Here is a 22,011-nt window from a genome sequence, read left to right on the forward strand (position 1 = left end):
CGGGCGATTAGCACAGTGGTAGCGCACTTCCTTCACACGGAAGGGGTCACTGGTTCGAATCCAGTATCGCCCATGTTTTGTGTTGGCGTTTGATCAGTCAACGTTCATATAACCAGGACCGAGCTCTGAAATGGACCTAATTTATTCAATGAGCTAGGTCGACATACCCATCCATGGACGAACAAGGTGTCGTTGACAACCATGGAACAGCCACAGGCCTCGTTGAAGCGGGAAGACGGTTGGCCGACGCACGGGCTGCAGCAGGGCTGAGTCAGCAGCAACTTGCCGATCAGATGCACATCGGTGTGGAGCAACTCTCCGCACTGGAACACGGCCATCAAGACGAACTGCCTGAACCCGTCTTCATCAAGGCCATGGTGCGTCGACTCAGCTCCCATCTGGGTTTGGATGCTGACGCCATGGTGAAGACCCTCGGGCCCCACACCGCAGGTGGACCAAGACGATCATCTATCGGGCCAACAAGACGGGGCATCGCCTCTCAAAAACAGACGACACGTCCTCCGCTCACCCTTCTGGCCCTCGCAGGGCTTGCTGCGCTGGGGCTGGTTGTGTGGAGAAACCCCTCGGAGTTGACGCGCTTGGCTCAAGAGTTGAGTCCTGCCAATCCAACCCTTGAGCCAAGCGAAGCAAATGTCGAGGAGGCCGAGGTTGCAGATGAGCTCGATGCCCTCATCGTTACAGCGCCACCGATTGCAGACCTGGGTCTCACGATCAGCAGCAGCGAACCCAGCTGGATCGCCCTACGGCGTAAGGGAGTTGTGGAATTCGAAGGGCTCTTGGACGGAGAACGCAGAATTGAAAATCCCGATCTGGTGGAGATCTACGCCGGCCGGCCTGATCTGGTCCAGCTGAGTGCCCCCGACGCCGAGACTCGAACCCTTGGCGCTGTGGACGACATCCGTTGGATCCCCCTCAAACCTGAACGCTGACACGCAGCTTCACCCCGACCGCTTCCTTCACCACCTCAGCGCAGCTCTCCAAACTCCACTGCTCAAGGCTGACGTTCTGGTTGACCCGCTCGGGAACGATTCCCAGATCAAGCACACCCTTCACCGCATGAACACGGAGTGAAGAGATCACGGGTTCAGGCCGGCGATCAAGGGCTGCGGCCAAGCGCAGCAGAAGAGCCATCTGATGAACGCAACGACGGTTATCTCGGGTGGCCACAAGCTGCCAGGATTCATGGCGTTTCTTGGGCAAGCTGCGGCGGTGATAGCGGGCAATCGCCGCCACCATCAGATGTTCCGCTTCTGAATAGCCCAACAGCTCACCATGACGAATCAAATACCAGGTGTGCTTGTGGTACGCGCTGATGTTGATGTGCTGGCCACAGGAGTGCAGCATCGCAGCAGCCCAGAGCAGTTCGCGACCTTCGCCACTGTCGTCATGCATCACCCCCCGCGTGGCGTCGTAGAGGCTTAAGGCATGGCTGGCAACCCGTTCAGCCCTGCTCTGATTCACAGAAAACCGCTGAAGCTGATGAATCACGGTGCGTTGCCGAATGCTGCTCTGAAAGCTGAAACGGTCTTCAAGAAGACCTTGACGAAGCATCCAATCGACGATCAGACCTTCGCGGAGGGCCCGCTCACTGAGCACCAAATCCTCAACACCCAACATCTTCATGGTGGTTTGCAGGATCAATGCACCCGGGACAATGATTTCGGCCCGACGATCATTGATGGATGCCAACTCCCTCCGCTCCTCAGGGGTCATCCTGATCAGTTGATCGACCACCCGATCCAGGCGCTCCCGGGTGACGCGGTACCCGTGCAATTTGCGCGGTGGACGCTCCTCTTCACTCGAGGCAAGGGAGCCAATCGCCATCGCCGTGCCGCTGGTGGCCACCAACACAGGGGTTTCACCGGGTTTGATCCTGCGACGCACTTTGTCGACCGCAGGTTCAAGCGATCCCTGAATGAAGGCCTGGAGAAACGATCTCCGTTTGGGAGGCATCGGATCGTCCTGAACGAAGTCCCGCTGGAGTCGCACAGCCCCCACACGGGTGCTGGTGAGGGCACGAGCATCGCGACTATCAGCAAGGATCAGTTCGGTGGAGCCACCACCAATGTCCAGCAGAAGATGCGGACGATCACCAAATGGCATTCCAGAGAGGACACCCAGATAGATCAGGCGAGCCTCCTCGGGGCCGCTGACCAGATCCACTTCCATCTCGAGCTCGTCAAGAATGGTCTGAAGGAAATCGCGACCGTTGGGCGCTTCACGAACGGCACTCGTCGCCGCCGTGACGATCTGTTCGACCTGATGACTGGCGGCGAGGTCTCTGAACTGACGGAGCGCTTCAAGCCCCCTCTGCATCGCTTCCGCCGTGAGTTCACCGGTCTCAGGATCACGCTCCCCCAGACGGGTGGTGGCCTTTTCGGCCTGGATGATTTGAAACGTGCGCAGTTTCGGATCAACGGCTGCCACCAGAAGATGGAAGGAGTTGGTCCCGAGATCGATGGCCGCGATCCGACGCAGGTCACTGTTCGAGCCCTGAAACAAGCCGTTGGTCTGTTCCGTTGGCTGGGCTGGGGCCTCGGCATCCAGCATCAACGTCAGAGCAGCAACGAAATCCACTCTGCCACCGACGGCCGGGACCATAAGGCCATGACTAGGGTTCTTTAAATCCCGTTGATTGTGATCAGCAGTTCTGCACGTCTTCAGCCCTGGATCGAACTGCTGCGCTGGAACAAACCCACCGGCCGGCTGATCCTGCTGATCCCAGCCGGCTGGGCCCTCTGGCTGAGTCCTGCCGCTCCCCCCGGAGTTGTGCTGATCCTGCAGATTCTTTTTGGGGGCCTAGCGGTGAGCGGTGCGGGCTGTATCGCCAATGACCTATGGGACCAGGGGTTCGATGGCCAGGTGGAACGCACAAAACGTCGGCCCCTGGCCAGAGGTGCGCTGAAGCGAGGCCCAGCCTTCGCTTTGCTGCTGACCTTGCTGGGCATCAGCCTGGCCGTCGTGCTGAGTCTGCCGGCCGCCAGCCTCAGACTCTGTCTCGCCTTGGCCTGCACGGCCGTGCTGCCGATCCTTGTCTATCCATCAGCAAAGCGGTGGTTCGCCTTCCCCCAGGCGATCTTGGCGCTGTGCTGGGGCTTCGCGGTGCTGATCCCCTGGGCCGCTGCAACGGCCTCCTTGAGCTGGAGTCCTGCCCTGGTGTGCAGTTGGCTGGCAACCGTGGTCTGGACTTTTGGCTTCGACACGGTCTACGCCATGGCCGACCGACGTGACGATGCCAGTCTCGGCCTGCACAGCAGCGCCCTGAGCCTCGGATCCTTCGTGGTACCTGTTGTGCGGGGCTGCTACCTCGTGACAGCCATCACCCTTGCCTTGGCGGCCTGGTCGGTTCAGATTCCAGCACCGTTCTGGCCTCTCTGGTTGCTTGCCGCCGTCTTCATGCAGCTCAGCTGCAACCCCTTGAACAAACAGGATGCTTCCATGGGCACCTACGGGAAGCACTTTGCCCAGCAGGTTCAGGCGGGGACGCTGCTCTGGCTCGGTTTGCTTCTGGCCAGGGGATGGGGAGCCTGATGCGCATCATCCCGGCTCCACCGCTCCGAACTGGAGACCGTGTGGCCTGTGTTGCCGCCAGTTCAGCCCTGCAGGACGACATCAAGCTGCAACAGGGCATTGCTGTTCTGCAGAGCTGGGGCCTCGATGTTCAACCCCAGGCCTTGGCCAGCCGTCGTTGGGGCTACTTGGCAGGGGGCGATGACGCGCGCCATGCCGATCTGCATCCGGCCGAACCCGCAGCGCTGTTCGCCTGTGCCCGCGGTGGATGGGGTGCTGCCCGGCTGCTGGAGCAGCCCATCCGCTGGCAGAGCGGCTGGCTGCTGGGCTTTTCCGACGTCACAGCTCTGCTCTGGGCCCGCCAGGCAGCAGGGTTTGCAGGTGGCATCCATGGCCCCTTGCTCACAACGCTTGCGGAGGAGCCGGATTGGAGCCGTGACCGTTTGCGCAACCTGCTCTTTGGCAACGCCGTCCCCGAGCTGCAAGGTCGTGCTGGCGGTGGAGGGATGGGGAGCGGTCCGCTGCTCGTGGCCAATCTGACCGTGGCCACCCACCTGCTGGGGAGCCGTTTCGTGCCCCCCCTCAAAGGAGCCGTTCTGGTGCTGGAAGACGTGGGCGAAGCCCCTTACCGCATTGATCGGATGCTGACCCAGTGGAGGCTGAATGGCACCTTGCAGGGGTTAGCGGGTCTGGCATTTGGCCATTTCGAGGGGTGCGAAGACGAAACCAGAGACGCCTCCGAAAGCTTCAACCTTGAGCAGGTTCTTGAAGAGCGCACGGCCGATCTCGGCATTCCCAGGGTGATGGAGCTGCCCCTTGGTCACCGATCCGGCAACGCAGCCCTGCCCATGGGGGCGATGGCGCGCCTCGACGGGCAAAGCGGCCGACTCAGCCTGTTGACCTGAGCGCGAGCACCGCTTCCGCCACGGTGAGGTCAAATGGAGTGGTGACCTTGATGTTGGCAGGGCCAGCATCCAAGACCTGCACAGGCCAACCCAGACGCTCGTACAACGACGCGTCATCGGTGACCATCCAGCCCTTGGCAACCGCCTCAGCGTGGCCACGACGCAGCTGATCGACGGAAAAGCCCTGTGGAGTCTGCGCCGCCCACAACTCCGATCGTTCAGGCGTATCACGAATCACACCATCGGATCCCACACGTTTGATCGTGTCGCTCACCGGTGTTGCAGCAATCAGTGCTGTGCCTGCCTCCACCGCTTCAGAACAACGGTCAAACAACTCCGGTTCAGCCAGGCAGCGCGCACCGTCATGAATCAAGACGTGACGAGCCTGCTCCGGCAACCCCGCCAGACCACAAAGCACCGACTCCTGCCGCGTGCTGCCGCCCTGAATCCACTGCACCGGCTTGCTGGGCGCATCCAGCACCGCAAGGATGGCCTCTCGATCAACCTCCTGGCCGACGATCCCGATCCATTCAATCCGCTCGGAACGCAGGGCCGCCTCCAGGGTCCAGGCGATGACGGGGCGTCCGGCCAACGACAGCAGCAGCTTGTTGCGATCCGCACCCATGCGCCGACCGCTTCCCGCCGCAGCAATCAACAGATGCACAAGCGACTCCTGCCCCGGACAGGCGTAAACGACCTCCATACAATCAGCTCGCACCATGGAAGGCGGCGCTGCATGCGAGTTCTTGCCCTGAGCCCGGGTTCGCTCGAAGACCAGCTGGACCGCCTACCGGCTCTGGCCGACATCTGCCAGAAACTCAACGCCAGCCTGCAGGTGGCCTGTGACCCCCGGCAGGCAGCTCCATGGAAGCTTCTCCCGTGCCTGGAAAAGCTGTTGCCGTTCAGCTTCGAGGCCAACCCCACCCTTGCGGACTGGGCCAACCTGCTCGGTTGTGTGCGCGAACCCGACTTTCAGATCTGCATCAACTTCGCTGAAGGGCAGCAGGTGAACCTGATGCTGTCGATGAGCCATATCCCCAAACGGTTGGCGGTTGAGGGATTTGCCTGCACCGACCAGGTCAGCGTCGGTGCCGGCTGGAGGGCCCAGCGTCTCAACCCCTTCCTTCAAGCCCTGGGGCTGGATCTCGAGGCCGATCAGTTCCGCCTGCCCCTGGCGGCGGAGGTGATTGATGAAGCCCGTGAAGCACAGCCGAGCGGTGATGGTCCCCTGCTGCTGATGTCTCCATCCAGTCAGGAGGATGACTGGCCTGCAGCGGAGTGGCACAAGCTGCCTGACACAATCAAAAACCGTCTGCCAATGCTGCGCAGCATGGTGCTGCCAGCAGAGCTCAGCCTGGCCAAGCGGGCTGCGTTGGTGGCCAATGCCGATGTCGTGCTCAGCAGCTGCCCGGTGTCCCAACGCCTGGCGGCCTATTGCGGCACCCCCCTGGTTGCCCTCGGAGCCGAGGCCGCAGACCTTCCCGAACGCCAGGAGATCCGTTGCCTCGGCCGCCCGCAGGAGCTCGCCACGCTGCAGAGCAGTGATGTTTTGACGGCCCTCGGTTTCTGAGGAGACGGCCCATGAGGCGTCGCCGAGCCAGGGGACAGCTGAAGCTGATCACAGCGCCATGGCGGGGGCCCATCAGTGCCCTCAGTGCCGTGATCTTTGCGGGTGCCGTCGGTTATCGGATCACGGAGGGATGGGACTGGGGAGATTGCCTCTGGATGGTGCTGATCACCATCAGCACCATTGGCTATGGCGAGGTGGAAGTCCTCTCACCCCAAGGGCGCCTGGTCACCGTGCTGATCGTGGTGGGTGGCCTGGTGGTTGTTCAACTGGCCATCCAACGCGTTCTCGGACTGAAGGACTCGGGATATTTCCTCAGACTTCGTGAATTCCGCTTTCACCGCATGTTGGAAAGCCTGCACGACCACGTCATTCTTTGCGGTTACGGCCGGATCGGGCAGGAAATTGCAGCCCAATTGCAGAGGGACGGTGTGTCTCTCGTGGTGATCGAGACGGATCCCAACCGAAGGGCTGCCGCTGAAATGAAGGGAATACGTGTTCTTCAGGCTGATGCAACTCTCGACGAAACGTTGCTAGATGCGGGACTCGAACGCTGCTGCAGCCTCGTGGCAGCTCTTCCGAGCGATGCGTCCAATCTGTACGTGATCCTCAGCGCCAAGGATCTACGACCGGATTGCCGCTTGATTGCCAGGGCCAACAGTGATGAAGCGGCTTCGAAGCTGCGCTTGGCCGGAGCGACGGTGGTGGTCAGTCCCTATGTGGCGGGGGGCCGCGTCATGGCAGCTTCGGCGCTGCGCCCCCTGGCGCTCAACTTCATGGAGCTGCTGGCAGGCTCCGATTATGAAATCGAGGAGTTTCAGCTGAGTCACGACCCCCTGCACCTGATGGAGATCCGTGGACGCAGCCTGGCGGAACTGCAGCTGGGCCGCCGCAGTGGAGCCATGGTCCTGGCAATCCGGGAGAAGGGAAAGCTGATCGCGAATCCAGGCGGCGACACCCCGATGGCACCGGGGCAGCTCCTGATCGTGCTGGGGAGCAAGACCCAACTCGCCACCTTTCAGGCCTTGCTTGGGGAGGCCGTTGACACGATTGAAACCATGCCGGGTTGAGGTCAATGACGACGGCTCCGTACGATCCTGCGATCAACGGTGCCCTCATGTCTCCCAGCGCTTCTCTTGCCGGACAGACCGCCCTGGTGACGGGAGGAGGTCGCGGCATCGGCCGGGCCATCGCCCTGGCCCTGGGCGAGGCGGGCGCAGAAGTGGTCGTGAATTACTCCAATTCCGCCGCTGCAGCCGATGAAGTGGTCGCTGCCATCACCACGGCAGGAGGCAAGGCCTACGCCCTGCAAGCCAATGTGTCGGTCGAAGCAGACGTGGAGGGCTTGATCCAACAGGTGCTGGAGCGCAGCGGCCGTCTTGATGTGTTGGTGAACAACGCTGGCATCACACGCGACGGCCTGCTGATGCGGATGAAAACCGACGATTGGCAATCGGTAATCAACCTCAACCTCAGTGGAGTTTTCCTCTGCACGCGAGCGGTGACACGCACGATGCTGAAGCAGAAAAGTGGCCGGATCATCAACATCACCTCGGTTGTGGGGCTGATGGGCAATGCTGGACAGGCCAACTACGCCGCCGCAAAAGCTGGCGTCATTGGTCTCACCCGCAGCACTGCCAGGGAACTCGCCAGCCGTGGCATCACCGTGAACGCGGTGGCTCCAGGTTTCATCGCCACCGACATGACGAAGGACCTTGATGCGGAGGCCATTCTCAAGAACATCCCCCTGGGGAGCTTTGGCACCCAGGAACAAGTGGCCGGTGCCGTGCGCTTCCTTGCCGCCGACCCAGCTGCGGCGTACATCACAGGTCAGGTGCTGCAGGTGGATGGCGGCATGGTGATGGCCTGACCCCGAGCATCAGGACTCAAGGGGTTGGGCCAACTCATCCCGCAAACGGCGGATGCGCTGAAGCAGCCGCAGGCGACGGCTGCGGGCGGTGGCGGTCAGAAAGATGCGCAGGGGCACGTAAACCAGAGCCATCGAACCGGCGAGCCCCGCCATCAGAACAAAGAACAGTGCTCCGGATTCACCCATGACCGGACCCTAATCAGTTCATTTGGGGGAGGCATCCAGGCAGCCTCCAACCATTCGGCTTTCCCCACCACATTGCCTCTCCACGAGCAACACATCGCTGTGGGACAGTGACCAACGGCGTGCCCGCGACTATGGCCAAACTCCTTTCTTTCTCTGACGAATCCCGCAGCGCCCTCGAGCGGGGTGTAGATGCACTCGCCGATGCGGTGCGCGTCACGATCGGCCCACGCGGTCGCAACGTAGTACTCGAAAAGAAATTCGGCGCACCCGACATCGTCAATGACGGCGACTCAATCGCCCGTGAAATCGAACTGGACGACCCGTTCGAAAACCTTGGCGCCAAGCTGATGCAGCAGGTGTCCTCGAAGACCAAGGACAAGGCCGGAGACGGCACCACGACGGCAACCGTTCTGGCTCAGGCCATGGTGCGGGAAGGTCTGCGCAACACCGCTGCTGGAGCGAGTCCTGTGGAACTCCGCCGAGGCATGGAGAAGGCCGCTGCACAGATCGTGGCGGGACTGAGCGAGCGGAGCCAGGCCGTTGCCGGCGATGCCATTCGTCAGGTGGCCACCGTGAGCTCCGGGGGTGATGAAGAAGTCGGTCGGATGATTGCGGAGGCGATGGACAAGGTGAGCACCGATGGGGTCATCACGGTTGAGGAATCGAAGTCTCTGGCAACGGAACTGGAAATCACCGAAGGCATGGCCTTCGACCGGGGCTACAGCTCCCCTTACTTCGTCACCGATGCCGACCGCCAGGTCTGTGAATTCGACAATCCTCTGATCCTGCTGACGGACCGCAAGATCAGCACGATCACGGATCTGGTCCCCGTGCTGGAAACCGTTCAGAAGAGTGGTTCTCCCCTGCTCATCCTTTCTGAGGAAGTGGAAGGTGAGGCCCTGGCCACCCTGGTGATGAACAAGAGCCGTGGGGTTCTGCAGGTGGCCGCTGTTCGCGCACCCTCCTTTGGCGAACGTCGCAAGGCAGCCCTGGCCGACATAGCCATCCTCACGGGCGGAACGCTGATCAGCGAAGACAAGGCAATGAGCCTCGACAAAGTGACCCTCGAGGATCTCGGCAAAGCGCGCCGCGTCACCATCAGCAAGGAAAACACCACGATCGTCGCCACCGACGACCATCGCCAGGCGGTGAGCGAGCGCGTCGGCGCGATCCGACGTGAACTGGAGGCCACCGAGTCCGACTACGACCGCGAAAAGCTCCAGGAGCGGATCGCCAAGCTGGCCGGCGGTGTGGCCGTGATCAAGGTCGGTGCACCGACGGAAACGGAACTCAAGAACCGCAAACTGCGGATCGAGGATGCCCTGAATGCCACCCGTGCCGCCGTCGAGGAGGGCATCGTTGCGGGAGGCGGCAGCACCTTGCTGCAACTCGCCGACAGCCTGGACGCCCTGGCTTCATCCCTGAACGGCGACCAGCGCACCGGCGTGGAGATCGTGCAACGGGCACTGACGGCGCCGATTCATCAGATCGCCACCAATGCCGGTCAGAACGGTGACGTTGTGATCGCGGGCATGCGCAGCAGCGGCCAGGGATTCAATGCCCTCAGTGGTGCCTACGAAGACCTGATGGCTGCTGGCATCGTTGATGCCGCCAAGGTGGTGCGGTTGGCCGTGCAGGATTCGATTTCGATCGCTTCTCTCCTGATCACGACCGAAGTTGTGATTGCCGACAAGCCGGAACCCCCCGCACCGGCTCCTGCCGGAGACGGAGACCCCATGGGTGGAATGGGTGGTATGGGCATGCCTGGAATGGGTGGCATGGGCATGCCCGGGATGATGTGATCAGCTGATCATTCCCTGGCGATAGGCGATCACCTGGAGGTCCACTCCGGTGATCGCCGTCCCCACCACAACGGTGTCGGCTCCAGCCTGCAACGCCAACCGCGCATCCGCTGGAGAAGCAACTCCCCCCTCACAGATCAGACGTACCGAGCCGGGAAGTTCAGCGCGGAGTTGGGGGAGCAGATCAAACGCAGGGGGGCGCTGCTGCGCCGTGTCTTCCGTGTAGCCGTAAAGCGTGGTCCCAACCCAGTCACAGCCCAGCTCGGCTGCCCGCAAACCATTCTCGAGCGAATCCACATCAGCCATCAGCGGGGCCTTCAGCTCATCACGACTGCGCTGAATCAACGCAGCCAGGTCCTGCCCCGCAGGCCGCGGACGGGCCGTGGCATCGATGGCGATCACATCGGCTCCCGCAGACCAGACGGCCTGAATTTCTTTCCAACCGGGGGTGATGTACACCGAGCTGTCTGGGAACGTGCATTTCCAGAGGCCAATGATCAAGGCATCTGGACAGCGTCGACGCACAGCACCGATGTGTTCAGGGCTTTCCAAGCGCACACCCACAGCCCCATTGCGCAGGGAGGCATCCGCCATGGCAGCGATCACATCGGGATCGCGCATCGGCGAACCCTGGGGGGCCTGCACCGAAACGATCAGCCCCTGATCCAGGAATTCAGGGTTGGTAATCATGGTGTTCAGGACGCCTTGGGGAAAGCGTCATCCTCCCGGCGGGGGAGCCAACGCCGGAGCGAACGGGGCGTGCTGATCGGTGGGGCCGGCACAGGGGCAGCCGGGAAGCCGCGTTGAAGCGGCGTTTCTTCTGCCGCACTCTCGTCCTGTTCAACGATCGTTTCTTCTTCAGCGACCACCCCGTTCTCCATTACCTCGCTCTCAATGAACAGGTCGTCTTCAGCCTCAATCTGCTCCTCTTCTTCAACGACCATCTCGTCCTCAGCAACCACCTCGTCCTGAACAACCACCTCGTTCTTAACCAAAACGTCGTCTACAAGAGCAATCTCCTCCTCCATGACAGGCATCGGAGGGGAACTGAACTCCCGCTTCAAAGCTGAAAGCTTCGGCAAGCTCAGATCAAGCTCCGCTGCGCCATCAAAGCCGTAACGGTGAACCCACTGACTGATCAGCCCCGCCAGCAAGGCCTCATCACCTGAGGTTCTGGCCTCCTGGATCTGAAGGGCCAGTGCGTTCTGTCGAGGTGACGGCTGCTGGAACGGAGAAGAAAGCACGGATTCAGGAAAGTTTGCGGTTGAGCAGAGGGCGAATCGCAAGAAACAGCCCGATGGTGAGGAGCAGCAGGATCAGCAGGCACGTGGTGCCGGTGACATCCCCATAGGGGGCCTCCAGGAGAATGGCTGAAAGGTCCAGGGGACCTTGGTAAGCCGCTCGAATAGGTTCTATCGCGAAGGTAAGAGGATTCAAGGCCGCAAGCCAGCCCAGCCAGGTCGGCATGAACGACAACGGGGCCAAGGCCGTGCTGGCAAACAGCAACGGCAAGTTGGCCACAAAAATCACAGCGATCAACTCGATGTGTCCCGGCAGAGCGAAGGCCAGTCCGAGGCTGAGGGCCGTCACAGCAAAAACCAGGAGCAGCAGCGTCACGAGCACCAGGGCCAGGCCGCTGATGCCAGGCCATCCGTAGCCGAGCACGGCTGCCGTGCCCATGATCGCCAGACTCTGCAACAGACTCAGCGCCGTGATGTAGATAACCGACGCCAGCACGATGGAACTGCGGCTTCGCAGCGGTGCCACCAGCAGCCGATTGAGGAAACCGAATTCGCGATCAAACATCACCGGCAGGCCGGCATTCAAAGCACCGCTGAAGGCCGTGAAGACAATCACTCCGGCGCCAAGAAAACGGCCGTAGCTCATGCCTCCTGGCAACAGACCCTCAGGGGCATTGGCGAAAAGTGCACCAAAGAGAATCAACCAGATCAGGGGCTGCAGAACCCCGGCGATCAAAGTTGAAGGACGACGCATCAACTGAAGAAACAAGCGCCGGGTAAGGGCCAATGTTTCCTGGCTGAGCTCGGCGAGGGCTCCGGATTGCCGCTGCTGGAGAGCAACAGATGCTGTAGGGGAAGTCATGGTTGGCACTCAACGCATGGATTGACGCTTTTCCTGTTTGACGTCGCGCTGGCCTGCGATGGCCAGTTCAGCGTCCATCAGGGTGCGTCCTGTGGCCTGAAGGTAGACATCATCCAGGCTGGGACGGCTCTGTGCCAGGGCAAACACAGGCCAACCTGCAGCCTCGAGGGTCTGACGCAGCTGATCGATCACGCCCCCACCCTCAATCACCAGGTTCAGGGAAAATCCCTGAGAGCGGTTCACCACCACCTGACGCACCCCATTCAGGGGTTCAAGAAGGGCACGCACCTGGGTTGCCTCATCGGCATTGCTGAACTCTCGGACCCGCAGGGTGACGCGATCACCCCCAAGCCTTTGTTTGAGCTGGTCAGGGCTGCCTTCGGCAATCACACGACCGGCATCGATGATGGCCATCTGATCCGCCAGAGCCTCCACTTCTTCGAGGTAGTGACTGCTCAACAGAACTGTGGTGCCCTCCTCAACCAACTGTCGCAGCAGGTGCCAGATGGCACTGCGGCTTTCAATATCCAATCCAACGGTGGGTTCATCGAGCACGAGCAAGCGTGGACGGTGCAGCAGACCGGCCGCTAGATCCAGACGACGACGCATGCCGCCGGAATAGGTGCCGCAGCGGCGATCAATCCATTCGCCCATCCCAAGTCGATCGATCAGGTCGGCAATGCGGCTGTCCCGCTCATTTCTCGGCAGGTGGTAGAGATCGCCCTGCAATTGCAGCAGTTCCCGGCCACTCAGGATCTTGTCAATGGCCACCTCCTGGGCCACATAGCCCATGAGTTGACGCACGTCTCGTGGCTGCGCCAGACCATCCACACCACCAACCAGCACCGACCCGCTGTCAGGGGCAAGCAAGGTGGAAAGAATGCGCATGGCTGTTGTTTTGCCGGCACCATTCGGGCCAAGCAGCCCGTAAAGGCATCCTTCTGGAACGGTGAGATCAAGCTCACGCAAAGCTTTAACCGTGCCGTAGGCCTTAGAGATGTTCCGCAGTTCAATCAACGCCATCAGGCACCGTCAGGGACTTGCTCGGCCAATTAAGGGAATCTAGAGAGTGCTCATTGCGCCGCCATCGGCAGGGAGAGAAGTTGCATCACCTGGTGAGCAAAGCCTGAGGCCAGATCCGTCCGGCTGAGGATGAGCAGCAGGCACAGACCAAACAGATACAGGATCGACCAACGGAACAGAGCCTTGGCATTCACAAGGCTGTCGGGATCCAGGGACAGCCGACCGACAAGCTGCAGCAGGCGACCGTTGTAGGGCAGCAGCATCAGTCCATAGAAAACTCCACCAGAAGGCAAGGCGAACACACCCAAACCGCTTAGCAGGACGGTGATCCAGCCGTAGGTCTTGATCGCCCGTGCCGTCACCACAGGCCCCTTTACCACGGGCAGCATCGGGATCCCAACAGCGCGATAGTCCTCACGCAACAACAGGGCCAAAGCCCAGAAATGGGCTGGCGTCCAAACCATCACCAAAGAGAACAGCCACCAGCCCCCGAGGCCAACATGGCCCGTGGCGGCGGCCGCCCCAACGAGGGGCGGAATGGCCCCGGCAACCCCACCGATGACGATGTTCTGGGACGTACGCGGCTTGAGCAGGGCTGTGTAGAGCAGCACGTAACTGCAGAGGCCGAGCAGGGACAATCCGGCAGCGAGACAGTTCACGCCGCTCACCAGAAGCATCGCCGCGGCCAGGGTGCAGGCGATGGCGCCGATGAACGCACTGGTGGGCGACAGCCGACCGGAGGGGAGGGCCCGACCGCTGGTGCGGGCCATCCGGCCATCGAGATCCTGCTCCCACAGGCAGTTCAGAACACCTGCAGCAGCCGAAGCAAGGGCCCCACCCCCCAGGGTGCAGACAAGCCTCGGCGATGAGAGGGGCCAGCCTTCACTCAGGGCCATTCCCCCAAGGGTGGTGGCCAGCAGCAGAGGGATCAGGCGGGGTTTGGCGACTTCCAGCCAGGCCGGAAGTTTCACCCGCTTGCGGGAAGGAACCACCTCCTCACGGGTCGGACGGACGGTTGCAGTGAGTTCAGCCATGACAGGCCTCCAACGAGGTGTCGTCGAGGACGACGGAACAGGACGGCGAGGGGAGGTCCGGCGAGCGGACCAGAAGTGCAGACAGCAGAGCGATCAGCAGGGCAGCCACGAGCTGATGCGCCACGGTCACCGCGGGTTGCGACAAACCAAGACGAAGCGTGAGAACGCCAAGGGCCACCTGCACCAGCACCAAGAGCACGGCCCCAGCCAGCCAGGGCCACTGCTGGCGAGCCCAACCACCCGCCAGAAGTGCTGCCCCGGCGAAAGCCAACACAACAACGACCACAGGCATCGCCGTGACGCGATGGGAGAGCACAAGCTGGCAGGCCTCTCCCCCAGCAAGACAACGCTGGCCTGCCCATGCCGTGGCCATGCGCCCACCGAGCAGGCACTGCACAAAGACCGACAACAGGCCAAGCAGTGCAGCGCTACGCCACCAGAGCGGAGCCACCACTGAAGCTGGATGAAGCAAGCGTTGGGTCAGCCCACTCAGGAGCGCCACAAGGGTGAGAGCCAGGGCCAAATGAGCTGTCACCACACCCGAAGGGAGTAGCTGGGTCACCGTCAAAGCGCCCAGACCTCCCTGCATGGCCACAAGGACCATCAGAGCGATGGCCAGCCAGGGCAGCCATCGCGGCAGCTGGCGCCGCTGGAGTGTCGTCGTCACAGCCATCACCACAAGGGCGATACCGATAACGAAAGCGTCGAGACGGTGAAACCACTCGAGAAACACCTGAACATTCATCTGGCGGCCCGGAAGAAACGAGCCGAAGCACAAGGGCCAGTCGGGACAAGCCAAGCCGGCCTCCATGACCCGGGTCGCTCCTCCAATCACCACCAGAGCGATCACGGCAACCACAAGGTGCGCAGATAACAACCCGAGACGTCGACGCAATGTCGACATTGAGGAAAGCGTCATCGAACAAGCTCCATCCGATGCAACCCAGAAGGGATTGCTCGGACCGTAGCGATGCAGAACATGACGTCAGCATGTGTGGACGACTGCAACACAAAAGAGGCGAAAATCGTCCTCTTTCCCTGACAGAAATAAGGCCTTAACAATCACTTCATGGAGAACCGCAGTCAGGCCCATACGATGTTGAAAACCTGGGATTGATCTGGTGCAGATCCCATCCGCCATTCTCACGCTGGTGATCGGGATGGTTCTTGCTCTGGGCGGCCTTTGGATCGGCCAGAACATCAACCTCCTACCCATCGATGCGAGCGCCAACGCGCCAATTTACGACGAGCTTTTTAAGGTTCTATTCACAATCGGCAGCATTCTGTTTGTTGGAATTGTTGGACTTCTCGTCTTCAGCTTGATTCGCTTTCGGCGACGCAGCGGTCAGCTCGGCGACGGCCTGGCCATTGAGGGAAATCTTCCACTGGAGATTTTTTGGACAGCAGTTCCCGCCATCGTGGTGCTGTTCGTTGGTCTCTACAGCTACGACATTTATGACCGCATGGGTGGCATGGTGCCTCTGGCCCATGACCACATGGGCGAAGCCCACGAAGAACAGATCTGGGGAGGCATCAGCTCAGGATCGATTGAAGCGCAGGCAGCAACAAATGCTCTACCCATTGAAGTAACAGCAATGCAATTTGCCTTCCTCTTTCATTACCCAGATGGAGATATCACATCAGGTGAACTACATGTTCCAGCCGACCGGCCGATCACCCTGCGCATGGAGGCCAAAGATGTGATTCACGCCTTCTGGGTTCCTGAATTCCGTCTGAAACAGGATGTGATTCCTGGTCAACCGACCCAGCTGAGCTTCACCCCAACTCGCACCGGCCGCTATCCGATCGTCTGCGCCGAACTCTGCGGTCCTTACCACGGCGGCATGCGTTCCACCGTCGTCGTGGAACGCCCCGATGACTGGGAGAACTGGTACAGGGATAACGCCAAATCAGCTCCTGAAGACGAAATGCTCCCCATCGCGAACGCCTGACATGACCATCAGCTTGCCCCCGGAAACATCCAGCCCTCCACGGCTGCAGCCCAGCGGCTGGTTGCGGTATTTCAGCTTCAGCGTTGATCACAAGGTGATCGGGCTGCAGTACCTCGTCTGTGGCTTTCTCTTCTATCTCGTTGGTGGAGCACTGGCCGGTGCCATCCGAACGGAACTCACCAGTCCCGTGTCCGACTTCATGGCACGGGATGTTTACAACCAGGTGCTGACCCTCCACGGCACAGTGATGATCTTTCTCTGGATCGTCCCGGTTGTGAATGGTGCCTTTGGGAACTATCTGATTCCCTTCTATGTGGGCGCCAGAGACATGGCATTCCCTCGACTCAATGCCGTTGCGTTCTGGTTGATTCCTCCAGCTGGATTAATGCTGATCACCAGCTATTTCCTCACGGGTGCTGCGCAATCAGGCTGGACCGCCTACCCACCCCTCAGCATCACCACACCAGCCACTGGTCAAATCATCTGGATTCTGAGCGTACTTCTTCTGGGTGGGAGTTCAATCTTCGGAGGCATCAATTTCATCGCCACCATTCTCAAGCTGCGACGCCCCGGCCTGAAGTTGATGCAGCTGCCCATGTATTGCTGGGCCATGCTGGGCACCAGCATTCTTGTGGTTCTCTCAACACCCGTTCTGGCCGGAACATTGGTGTTGCTGAGTTTCGACATCGTTGCTCATACGGGCTTCTTCAATCCCAACCTCGGGGGCAATGTGGTGGTCTACCAGCATCTGTTCTGGTTCTATTCCCACCCGGCCGTTTACATCATGGTGTTGCCGGCCTTTGGCTTGGTGAGCGAAATCCTGCCGGTCCACGCCCGCAAGCCGCTGTTCGGCTACGTAACGATGGTGTATTCGATCATGGCCATCGTTGTGTTGGGCCTGATTGTGTGGGCGCACCACATGTTCACCAGCGGGACACCTCCCTGGATGCGCCTGTTCTTCACCATTGCGACCGCATTCATCGCCGTTCCCACCGGCATCAAATTCTTCAACTGGTTGGCAACACTCTGGGGCGGACGCATCAGCCTCAACAGCGCCATGCTGTTTTCCTGCGGCTTCATTGTGAACTTCGTGCTCGGAGGCATCACAGGGGTCGCCTTGGCGCAGGTGCCGTTCGACATCCATGTGCACGACACCTACTTCGTCGTCGCCCACTTCCACTACATCGTCTTCGGTGGATCTGTGTTCGTGATCTTCGCCTCGATCTACCACTGGTATCCCAAGTTCACCGGCCGGATGCTCAACGAAGATCTCGGCCGCCTGCACTGTGCCCTCACGTTCATCGGCTTCAACCTGTGCTTCGGCCCCCAGCACTGGCTGGGCCTCAATGGGATGCCGCGACGCGTTGCTGAATACGACCCCCAATTCACGCTGATCAATCAGATCAGCTCCGTCGGAGCCCTGCTGATGGCCATCAGCACTCTGCCCTTCCTATGGAATGTGATCCACAGCGCCATCAGCGGCCCAGTCGCAGGCGACAACCCCTGGAGAGCACTGACGCCCGAATGGCTGACCAGTTCTCCGCCACCGGTCGAAAACTGGATTGGTGAGGCCCCTCTGGTGGAGGAGCCCTATGGCTACGGCGTCCCACCGGACGAGTTGGACCTGACCGCAGCCAGCGGTCGTGATCTCTGGAGCAGCGGCAAATGACCACAACAGTTCCCACGAAGGATCAGGACCACAGCCATGGGGACCATGCCGAGCATCCCGATCACCGCATGTTCGGTCTGGCCACATTTCTTGTGGCGGACGCCATGACCTTCGCCGGCTTCTTTGCCGCATACCTCACCTTCAAAGCGGTGAACCCCCTGCCTGATGGAGCCATCTACGAACTGGAGCTGCCCCTCCCCATCCTGAACACCATTCTGCTTCTGGTGAGCAGTGCCACCTTCCACAGTGCCGGCCAGGCGATCCGACAGGACGACCACGGTCGCTGTCGACGCTGGCTGTTGATCACAGCGTTCCTCGGCCTGGCCTTTCTGGTGAGTCAGATGGTGGAGTATTTCACGCTTCCCTTCGGCCTCACCGACAACCTCTACGCCAGCACCTTCTTCGCCGCCACGGGATTTCACGGCCTCCACGTCACCCTCGGCGCCCTGATGATCTTGATCGTCTGGTGGCAGACGAGGCAGCCGCAGGGTCGTGTAACTGCAACCGACCACTTCCCTCTGGAAGCAGCTGAGTTGTATTGGCACTTCGTGGATGGGATCTGGGTGATTCTGTTTGTGATCCTTTATCTGCTCTGATCCCTTGCCTTGATTGGCGAGCGTGGTCAGAATTCAGTTGAATTAAATCTTGAAATGCTGGTCGGCAAGGAACTGCTGGACAAGGCCAGGTCGCTCAGCAACCGACCGGAAGATGACATCGCCCGTGGCTGTGGCTACGTCGGTCCGAGCGGTCGTTTGCTGAAAAAGAGTTTTTATCGGGCCCTTGTGGAGGCCAAAGCAGCCGATCAAGGGTGGCAACTGCCAACAAAAAGCAGCAGCAGCTCCTCCGGCGGCAGCCGGGGTCGCCAGGCCGAATTCCGAACCCGTGTGCATGGCAACGGCAACCTGCTAATCGGCCACGCCTACACCCGTCGGCTCGGCCTTGAACCTGGCCAGGAGTTCAAGATCGAGCTCCAGCGGGACTCCGGGATGATCGTTCTTCAGCAGATGGATCAAGACCAGCCATGAGCAGCCAGCCAGATTGCTGAGAGATCCTCATCCTTGTTTCGGGCATCAGCAGCCGTAGCGTCCAGCAAACGCTCGGCGTAACGGGCCAGTTGATCGGCCTCCAGGTTCACGGTGTCCCCGACAGCCAGATGCCTCAGGGTCGTCGCCTCCCAGGTGTGGGGGATGACCGCGAGCCTGAACGTCGTTCCATCGGCTGAGCACTCGGCCACCGTGAGGCTGATCCCATCCACCGCGATACTGGCCTTCTCACAGACATAACGACCGAATCGGGCTTCCGACCAGCGGATCGACAGCGACCAGGAGTGGGGGAGGGTTTCCAGGTGAGTGATTTCACCGGTGGCATCCACATGACCGCTCACCAGATGACCACCCAGACGGTCGCTCAGCCGAAGCGCTGGCTCGAGGTTCACCGCTCCACCACGGTCCGCTTTGCGTCCCAACGTGGTGCGGCGCAGGGTTTCCTCGCTCACATCGGCGCGGAAGCCATCCGCCATCAGCTCTGCCGCCGTGAGGCAAACGCCATCCACGGCCACGCTGTCGCCCAGGGCCAGGGGAGCAAAGGGAGCACAGCCCCAAACAACCACCGCGCCGGCGCGTCGCTCGATTCTTCCCACTGACTGCACCAGCCCCGTGAACATCGTTCGCAGCGACTCTCTGCCCATAATCGGATAGAGCTGCGCCGCCGACATGGTCAAAATGAGCGTCGCCGGAATCGCCCTCGATGCCGCCAGCCGCACACCCATGGTTCTGCTGCGGGATCCAAGTGGCCGACGTCAGGTCCCGATCTGGATCGATCAGGCGCAAGCCCACAACATCATGGCCGGACTGCAGGGGGGGGCACCACCACGCCCCCTCAGCCATGACCTGATGGCAGCACTGTTGGTGGCTGGGGGGCTCGAACTGGAGCGTGTGATCGTCCACGCCATTGAAGACAGCACCTTTCATGCGGTCTTGAAACTGCGACCCGATCAGGACGAAGCCAAGTTGGCTGAAAACGAAGTGCTGGAACTGATCGAAGTGGATGCCCGACCCAGCGACGCCATTGCGCTGGCGATTCGCACAGGCAGCGGCATCTGGATGCTGGAAGAGGTGGTGGCGGAAGCCTCGATTCCGGTGGATGCGGAGGCGGACGCGGAAGATCAAAGTGCCTTCAGCCGTTTCGTCGACGACCTCAGCCCTGCGGCCTTGGTGCGCCATCTGCGCAACCAAGACAGCGAGGCGCCATCAGAGGAGTGAACACCCGCGCCTTCGGCAGCGGCCGCCCCGTCAGCCTGTTCACCCTCGGCACGATGCGCGCCCTGAACTCAGCGGCCCAGATGGCCGAGGTGCTTGACGCGGCAGCGGAAGCTGGGATCAATCACCTGGAAACCGCCCCGGCCTACGGACCTGCGGAACGTTTTCTAGGAGAGGCCCTTCGCCAGAACTGCCGGACCAGACCTGACCACTGGGTGATCACCAGCAAACTGCTGCCTGGGCTGAGCTTCGAGAAAGGACAACGCCGCCTTGATCAGATTCTGGAGCGGCTGGGCTGTCCACAGCTCGACAACCTCGCCATCCATGGCATCAACCGGGAGGAGCATCTGGACTGGGCCCTGATGGGCGATGGGTCCAAGCTTCTGGACTGGGCCGTCAGCAGTGGCCGCATCAGCCAGGTGGGCTTCAGCAGCCATGGCAGCAACCCGCTGATCGATCGGGCGCTGCGCAGCCAGCGCTTCAGGTTCTGCAGCCTGCACCTGCATTGGCTGGATCCCCAGCGCCTGCCCCTAGCCCGTTGGGCACTGGAGCACGGCCTCGGTGTGATGGCAATCTCCCCTGCCGACAAAGGCGGTCGCCTGCAGGCCCCCAGCCCAACACTGGTGGAGGACTGCAGCCCTTTTACCCCCCTCGAGCTGGCCTACCGGTTCCTGCTGGCTCAGGGCATCAGCACCCTGACCGTTGGCGCCGCGGCTGCGGACGACCTGCAGCTCGCTGCGACGTTGGCGCAGGAGGATGGGCCCCTCAGCCAGGCCGAGCAACAGGCTCTGATCACGGCAGAAAGGCGGCAGCAGGAACGTCTCGGCCCGGAGCATTGCAAGCAGTGTCAGGCCTGCGTTCCCTGTCCGAACGAGGTGCCGATCCCCGAACTCCTGCGGCTGCGCAATCTGACCCTGGGCCATGGGCTCTCCGAATTTACGCAGGAGCGCTACAACCTGATTGGCCGTGCCGGCCATTGGTGGGAAGAGCACGACGCCTCCGCCTGTGAACGCTGTGGGGAGTGCCTTCCCCGTTGCCCGCATCACTTGCCCATTCCTGATCTGCTGGGGGACACCCACCAACGCTTGAAGGCCTCACCCCGGCGGCGGCTCTGGAGCTGAATCACGCCAGCGATCTTTCAAGGCGCTCTGGTCGTAGGGCAACAGCGGTGGCAGGGACCAGCAGCGCGACCAGGTGTCTGCAGACGGAAACAACAGAGGACGCACGCGGGCCGAAAGGGCGTTCTGGTCCGCCGTCAACTGCGACGACGAGATGGGAGCCCGCCAACCCAACTGCGCCAGGCGGCGACGCAGGGGATCACGCCATCCCTGCTCGACCCAGCTGTGGGGCACCGGCTCACGGCTGGCCTTCGGTCGGAGCAGAACGTTCCAGTGCAAGGGGGCACCGGAATCAGGCAGCACCGCCCGAAGTCGGGGATCCCGCCCCAGCAGAGCGATGCAGCGGCTCAGCGGAAGAACCACAACCTTGGCCTCACCCTTGAGGAGCCAGTTGGTGGCTTGACGGTCGTCATAGGTGAGGGCCTGGCGACGCAGCGCATGCAAAGCTTGGGCTCCACCCAGATGATCCGCCAGACTCATGACCAGACGGGGGCTGGCGGGCAGCACCACACGCCCTGCCATGGAGGAATCCAGCAACAAGGGCCACCCCTGCTGGGTCTTGGCGGGGTCATCCCGCAGCAGCATCACCCAGGGGCTGACGGCCAGCGGCAACACCCGATCCTGCAGGGCACCGAGGTTGGCCAGCAGAACCTTGGCCTGACCATCCAACTGGCTAAGGAGCAGTTCAGAGGCAATGGGCTGCAGAGCGCCTGCTGAATGCGCTTCAAGCCACCCATCCCCCATCACCAACACATCGGCACGCGCCTGATCCTCCGGCGTCCAGTCCTGCTGAGCTGGAGCCAGCTTCAGGCGCCAGGGCTTGGGCAAGGCATCAGCCCACGGTTTCGGCAAAACCCCAGCCGGGGCCAACAGGGTTGGTGCGGCTGTCGTCGAACGACAGCCGGCCAGCAGCACGGTTCCCGTCGCCCCGATCATCTGGAGCACATGGCGCCGGCTTATTGGACCCACCCGCTCACTCCAGACATTCATGGA

Annotated in this window: 24 protein-coding genes and 1 tRNA gene; 14 read left to right on the forward strand and 11 right to left on the reverse strand. The window is 61.3% G+C overall.

All coding sequences use genetic code 11. From position 1 onward, the window contains the following. Position 1 precedes the first annotated feature (1 nt). Together KR52_RS12640 and KR52_RS12645 are read left to right on the forward strand one after the other, a co-directional pair. Positions 2-73: transfer RNA gene (locus KR52_RS12640), tRNA-Val, on the forward strand. A gap of 166 nt (positions 74-239) precedes the next feature. Continuing rightward, positions 240-950, forward strand: a complete 711-nt coding sequence (locus KR52_RS12645) for a RodZ family helix-turn-helix domain-containing protein (protein ID WP_253912414.1) — start codon at positions 240-242, stop codon at positions 948-950. Here the strand turns inward: KR52_RS12645 and KR52_RS12650 are convergent. Then, positions 934-2,622, reverse strand: coding sequence for a Ppx/GppA phosphatase family protein (locus KR52_RS12650; protein WP_371257687.1), 1,689 nt, complete (start codon positions 2,620-2,622; stop codon positions 934-936). The two genes, KR52_RS12645 and KR52_RS12650, sit on opposite strands and share 17 nt — an antisense overlap. A 36-nt stretch (positions 2,623-2,658) precedes the next feature. Here KR52_RS12650 and KR52_RS12655 point away from each other — a divergent pair, with 36 nt between their 5' ends. Both KR52_RS12655 and KR52_RS12660 read left to right on the forward strand, forming a co-directional pair. Further along, the gene (locus KR52_RS12655; protein ID WP_038557370.1) at positions 2,659-3,552 is read left to right on the forward strand and encodes a 4-hydroxybenzoate polyprenyltransferase; all 894 of its coding nucleotides are present in this window, start codon (positions 2,659-2,661) and stop codon (positions 3,550-3,552) included. Next, complete coding sequence (locus KR52_RS12660; protein WP_038556413.1) at positions 3,552-4,436, forward strand: LD-carboxypeptidase; 885 nt, start codon at positions 3,552-3,554, stop codon at positions 4,434-4,436. Before KR52_RS12655 ends, KR52_RS12660 begins: the two co-directional genes overlap by 1 nt. Here the strand turns inward: KR52_RS12660 and ispD are convergent. Next, positions 4,420-5,100, reverse strand: a complete 681-nt coding sequence (ispD, locus tag KR52_RS12665; protein ID WP_038557371.1) for a 2-C-methyl-D-erythritol 4-phosphate cytidylyltransferase — start codon at positions 5,098-5,100, stop codon at positions 4,420-4,422. The genes KR52_RS12660 and ispD overlap by 17 nt on opposite strands. Before the next feature lie 72 nt (positions 5,101-5,172). Here ispD and KR52_RS12670 point away from each other — a divergent pair, with 72 nt between their 5' ends. The 3 genes from KR52_RS12670 to fabG are packed head-to-tail and all read left to right on the forward strand — an operon-like array spanning position 5,173 to position 7,873. Further along, positions 5,173-6,006, forward strand: coding sequence for a glycosyltransferase family 9 protein (locus tag KR52_RS12670; protein WP_038556416.1), 834 nt, complete (start codon positions 5,173-5,175; stop codon positions 6,004-6,006). 11 nt (positions 6,007-6,017) lie between these two features. After that, the gene (locus KR52_RS12675) at positions 6,018-7,073 is read left to right on the forward strand and encodes a TrkA family potassium uptake protein (RefSeq protein ID WP_038556418.1); all 1,056 of its coding nucleotides are present in this window, start codon (positions 6,018-6,020) and stop codon (positions 7,071-7,073) included. Between the two features lie 47 nt (positions 7,074-7,120). Continuing rightward, on the forward strand, positions 7,121-7,873 hold the full coding sequence (fabG, locus tag KR52_RS12680; RefSeq protein ID WP_038557373.1) for a 3-oxoacyl-[acyl-carrier-protein] reductase: 753 nt from the start codon (positions 7,121-7,123) through the stop codon (positions 7,871-7,873). A 9-nt stretch (positions 7,874-7,882) separates the two neighbouring features. On the opposite strand, the gene KR52_RS14860 is transcribed toward fabG, so the two are convergent. Continuing rightward, positions 7,883-8,059: a hypothetical protein gene (locus tag KR52_RS14860; protein ID WP_156957748.1), complete on the reverse strand. Its 177-nt coding sequence runs from the start codon at positions 8,057-8,059 to the stop codon at positions 7,883-7,885. A 131-nt stretch (positions 8,060-8,190) separates the two neighbouring features. Here KR52_RS14860 and groL point away from each other — a divergent pair, with 131 nt between their 5' ends. Next, positions 8,191-9,861: a chaperonin GroEL gene (gene groL, locus KR52_RS12685; RefSeq protein WP_038556420.1), complete on the forward strand. Its 1,671-nt coding sequence runs from the start codon at positions 8,191-8,193 to the stop codon at positions 9,859-9,861. On the opposite strand, the gene KR52_RS12690 is transcribed toward groL, so the two are convergent. The 6 genes from KR52_RS12690 to KR52_RS12715 are packed head-to-tail and all read right to left on the reverse strand — an operon-like array spanning position 9,862 to position 14,940. After that, a complete protein-coding gene (locus KR52_RS12690) occupies positions 9,862-10,551 on the reverse strand; it encodes an N-acetylmannosamine-6-phosphate 2-epimerase (protein ID WP_038556422.1) in 690 nt (229 codons plus the stop codon). It abuts the gene before it with no gap. Positions 10,552-10,556: 5 nt separating this feature from the next. After that, positions 10,557-11,105 carry a hypothetical protein gene (locus KR52_RS12695; RefSeq protein ID WP_038556424.1) on the reverse strand — a complete coding sequence of 183 codons (549 nt, stop codon included), beginning with the start codon at positions 11,103-11,105 and terminating at the stop codon, positions 10,557-10,559. Positions 11,106-11,109: 4 nt separating this feature from the next. After that, a complete protein-coding gene (locus KR52_RS12700; protein ID WP_038556427.1) occupies positions 11,110-11,964 on the reverse strand; it encodes an ABC transporter permease in 855 nt (284 codons plus the stop codon). Positions 11,965-11,973: 9 nt separating this feature from the next. Further along, positions 11,974-12,987 carry an ATP-binding cassette domain-containing protein gene (locus KR52_RS12705; RefSeq protein WP_038556428.1) on the reverse strand — a complete coding sequence of 338 codons (1,014 nt, stop codon included), beginning with the start codon at positions 12,985-12,987 and terminating at the stop codon, positions 11,974-11,976. 50 nt (positions 12,988-13,037) lie between these two features. After that, entirely contained in the window at positions 13,038-14,021 is a 984-nt protein-coding gene (locus KR52_RS12710) for a heme o synthase (protein ID WP_038556430.1), read from the reverse strand. Continuing rightward, entirely contained in the window at positions 14,014-14,940 is a 927-nt protein-coding gene (locus KR52_RS12715) for a heme A synthase (RefSeq protein WP_038556432.1), read from the reverse strand. The genes KR52_RS12710 and KR52_RS12715 overlap by 8 nt, the downstream gene beginning before the upstream one ends. 202 nt (positions 14,941-15,142) lie before the next feature. Here KR52_RS12715 and KR52_RS12720 point away from each other — a divergent pair, with 202 nt between their 5' ends. Genes KR52_RS12720 through KR52_RS12735 form a run of 4 tightly spaced genes read left to right on the forward strand, consistent with a single transcriptional unit; the run spans position 15,143 to position 18,667 of the window. Continuing rightward, the gene (locus KR52_RS12720; RefSeq protein WP_038556434.1) at positions 15,143-15,973 is read left to right on the forward strand and encodes a cytochrome c oxidase subunit II; all 831 of its coding nucleotides are present in this window, start codon (positions 15,143-15,145) and stop codon (positions 15,971-15,973) included. 1 nt (position 15,974) lies between these two features. Continuing rightward, a complete protein-coding gene (gene ctaD, locus KR52_RS12725) occupies positions 15,975-17,642 on the forward strand; it encodes a cytochrome c oxidase subunit I (RefSeq protein WP_038556436.1) in 1,668 nt (555 codons plus the stop codon). After that, entirely contained in the window at positions 17,639-18,238 is a 600-nt protein-coding gene (locus tag KR52_RS12730) for a cytochrome c oxidase subunit 3 (protein ID WP_038556438.1), read from the forward strand. Before ctaD ends, KR52_RS12730 begins: the two co-directional genes overlap by 4 nt. 54 nt (positions 18,239-18,292) lie before the next feature. Further along, on the forward strand, positions 18,293-18,667 hold the full coding sequence (locus KR52_RS12735) for an AbrB-like transcriptional regulator (protein WP_038557374.1): 375 nt from the start codon (positions 18,293-18,295) through the stop codon (positions 18,665-18,667). On the opposite strand, the gene KR52_RS12740 is transcribed toward KR52_RS12735, so the two are convergent. Next, positions 18,652-19,305, reverse strand: coding sequence for a riboflavin synthase (locus tag KR52_RS12740; RefSeq protein ID WP_038556439.1), 654 nt, complete (start codon positions 19,303-19,305; stop codon positions 18,652-18,654). The genes KR52_RS12735 and KR52_RS12740 overlap by 16 nt on opposite strands. 49 nt (positions 19,306-19,354) lie before the next feature. Between KR52_RS12740 and KR52_RS12745 the strand changes: the two genes are divergently transcribed. Both KR52_RS12745 and KR52_RS12750 read left to right on the forward strand, forming a co-directional pair. Next, entirely contained in the window at positions 19,355-19,903 is a 549-nt protein-coding gene (locus tag KR52_RS12745; RefSeq protein ID WP_038556441.1) for a bifunctional nuclease family protein, read from the forward strand. Beyond that, positions 19,900-21,021 carry an aldo/keto reductase gene (locus KR52_RS12750; protein WP_038556443.1) on the forward strand — a complete coding sequence of 374 codons (1,122 nt, stop codon included), beginning with the start codon at positions 19,900-19,902 and terminating at the stop codon, positions 21,019-21,021. The genes KR52_RS12745 and KR52_RS12750 overlap by 4 nt, the downstream gene beginning before the upstream one ends. Here KR52_RS12750 and KR52_RS12755 read toward each other — a convergent pair. Next, complete coding sequence (locus KR52_RS12755) at positions 20,995-21,987, reverse strand: substrate-binding domain-containing protein (protein ID WP_253912415.1); 993 nt, start codon at positions 21,985-21,987, stop codon at positions 20,995-20,997. The genes KR52_RS12750 and KR52_RS12755 overlap by 27 nt on opposite strands. Positions 21,988-22,011 lie beyond the last annotated feature (24 nt).

This window comes from Synechococcus sp. KORDI-52, from assembly GCF_000737595.1.
Taxonomy (GTDB): domain Bacteria; phylum Cyanobacteriota; class Cyanobacteriia; order PCC-6307; family Cyanobiaceae; genus Parasynechococcus.

Bases quoted from the DNA above. Each gene is read 5' to 3' on its own strand.
- ctaD (WP_038556436.1), top strand. From the start codon at position 15,975: ATGACCATCAGCTTGCCCCCGGAAACATCCAGCCCTCCACGGCTGCAG.
- groL (WP_038556420.1), top strand. From the start codon at position 8,191: ATGGCCAAACTCCTTTCTTTCTCTGACGAATCCCGCAGCGCCCTCGAG.
- fabG (WP_038557373.1), top strand. From the start codon at position 7,121: ATGTCTCCCAGCGCTTCTCTTGCCGGACAGACCGCCCTGGTGACGGGA.
- KR52_RS12735 (WP_038557374.1), top strand. From the start codon at position 18,293: ATGCTGGTCGGCAAGGAACTGCTGGACAAGGCCAGGTCGCTCAGCAAC.
- KR52_RS12675 (WP_038556418.1), top strand. From the start codon at position 6,018: ATGAGGCGTCGCCGAGCCAGGGGACAGCTGAAGCTGATCACAGCGCCA.
- KR52_RS12660 (WP_038556413.1), top strand. From the start codon at position 3,552: ATGCGCATCATCCCGGCTCCACCGCTCCGAACTGGAGACCGTGTGGCC.
- KR52_RS12715 (WP_038556432.1), bottom strand. From the start codon at position 14,940: ATGACGCTTTCCTCAATGTCGACATTGCGTCGACGTCTCGGGTTGTTA.
- KR52_RS14860 (WP_156957748.1), bottom strand. From the start codon at position 8,059: ATGGGTGAATCCGGAGCACTGTTCTTTGTTCTGATGGCGGGGCTCGCC.
- KR52_RS12745 (WP_038556441.1), top strand. From the start codon at position 19,355: ATGGTCAAAATGAGCGTCGCCGGAATCGCCCTCGATGCCGCCAGCCGC.
- KR52_RS12740 (WP_038556439.1), bottom strand. From the start codon at position 19,305: ATGTTCACGGGGCTGGTGCAGTCAGTGGGAAGAATCGAGCGACGCGCC.
- KR52_RS12730 (WP_038556438.1), top strand. From the start codon at position 17,639: ATGACCACAACAGTTCCCACGAAGGATCAGGACCACAGCCATGGGGAC.
- KR52_RS12710 (WP_038556430.1), bottom strand. From the start codon at position 14,021: ATGGCTGAACTCACTGCAACCGTCCGTCCGACCCGTGAGGAGGTGGTT.
- KR52_RS12670 (WP_038556416.1), top strand. From the start codon at position 5,173: ATGCGAGTTCTTGCCCTGAGCCCGGGTTCGCTCGAAGACCAGCTGGAC.
- KR52_RS12700 (WP_038556427.1), bottom strand. From the start codon at position 11,964: ATGACTTCCCCTACAGCATCTGTTGCTCTCCAGCAGCGGCAATCCGGA.
- KR52_RS12705 (WP_038556428.1), bottom strand. From the start codon at position 12,987: ATGGCGTTGATTGAACTGCGGAACATCTCTAAGGCCTACGGCACGGTT.
- KR52_RS12650 (WP_371257687.1), bottom strand. From the start codon at position 2,622: ATGGTCCCGGCCGTCGGTGGCAGAGTGGATTTCGTTGCTGCTCTGACG.
- KR52_RS12690 (WP_038556422.1), bottom strand. From the start codon at position 10,551: ATGATTACCAACCCTGAATTCCTGGATCAGGGGCTGATCGTTTCGGTG.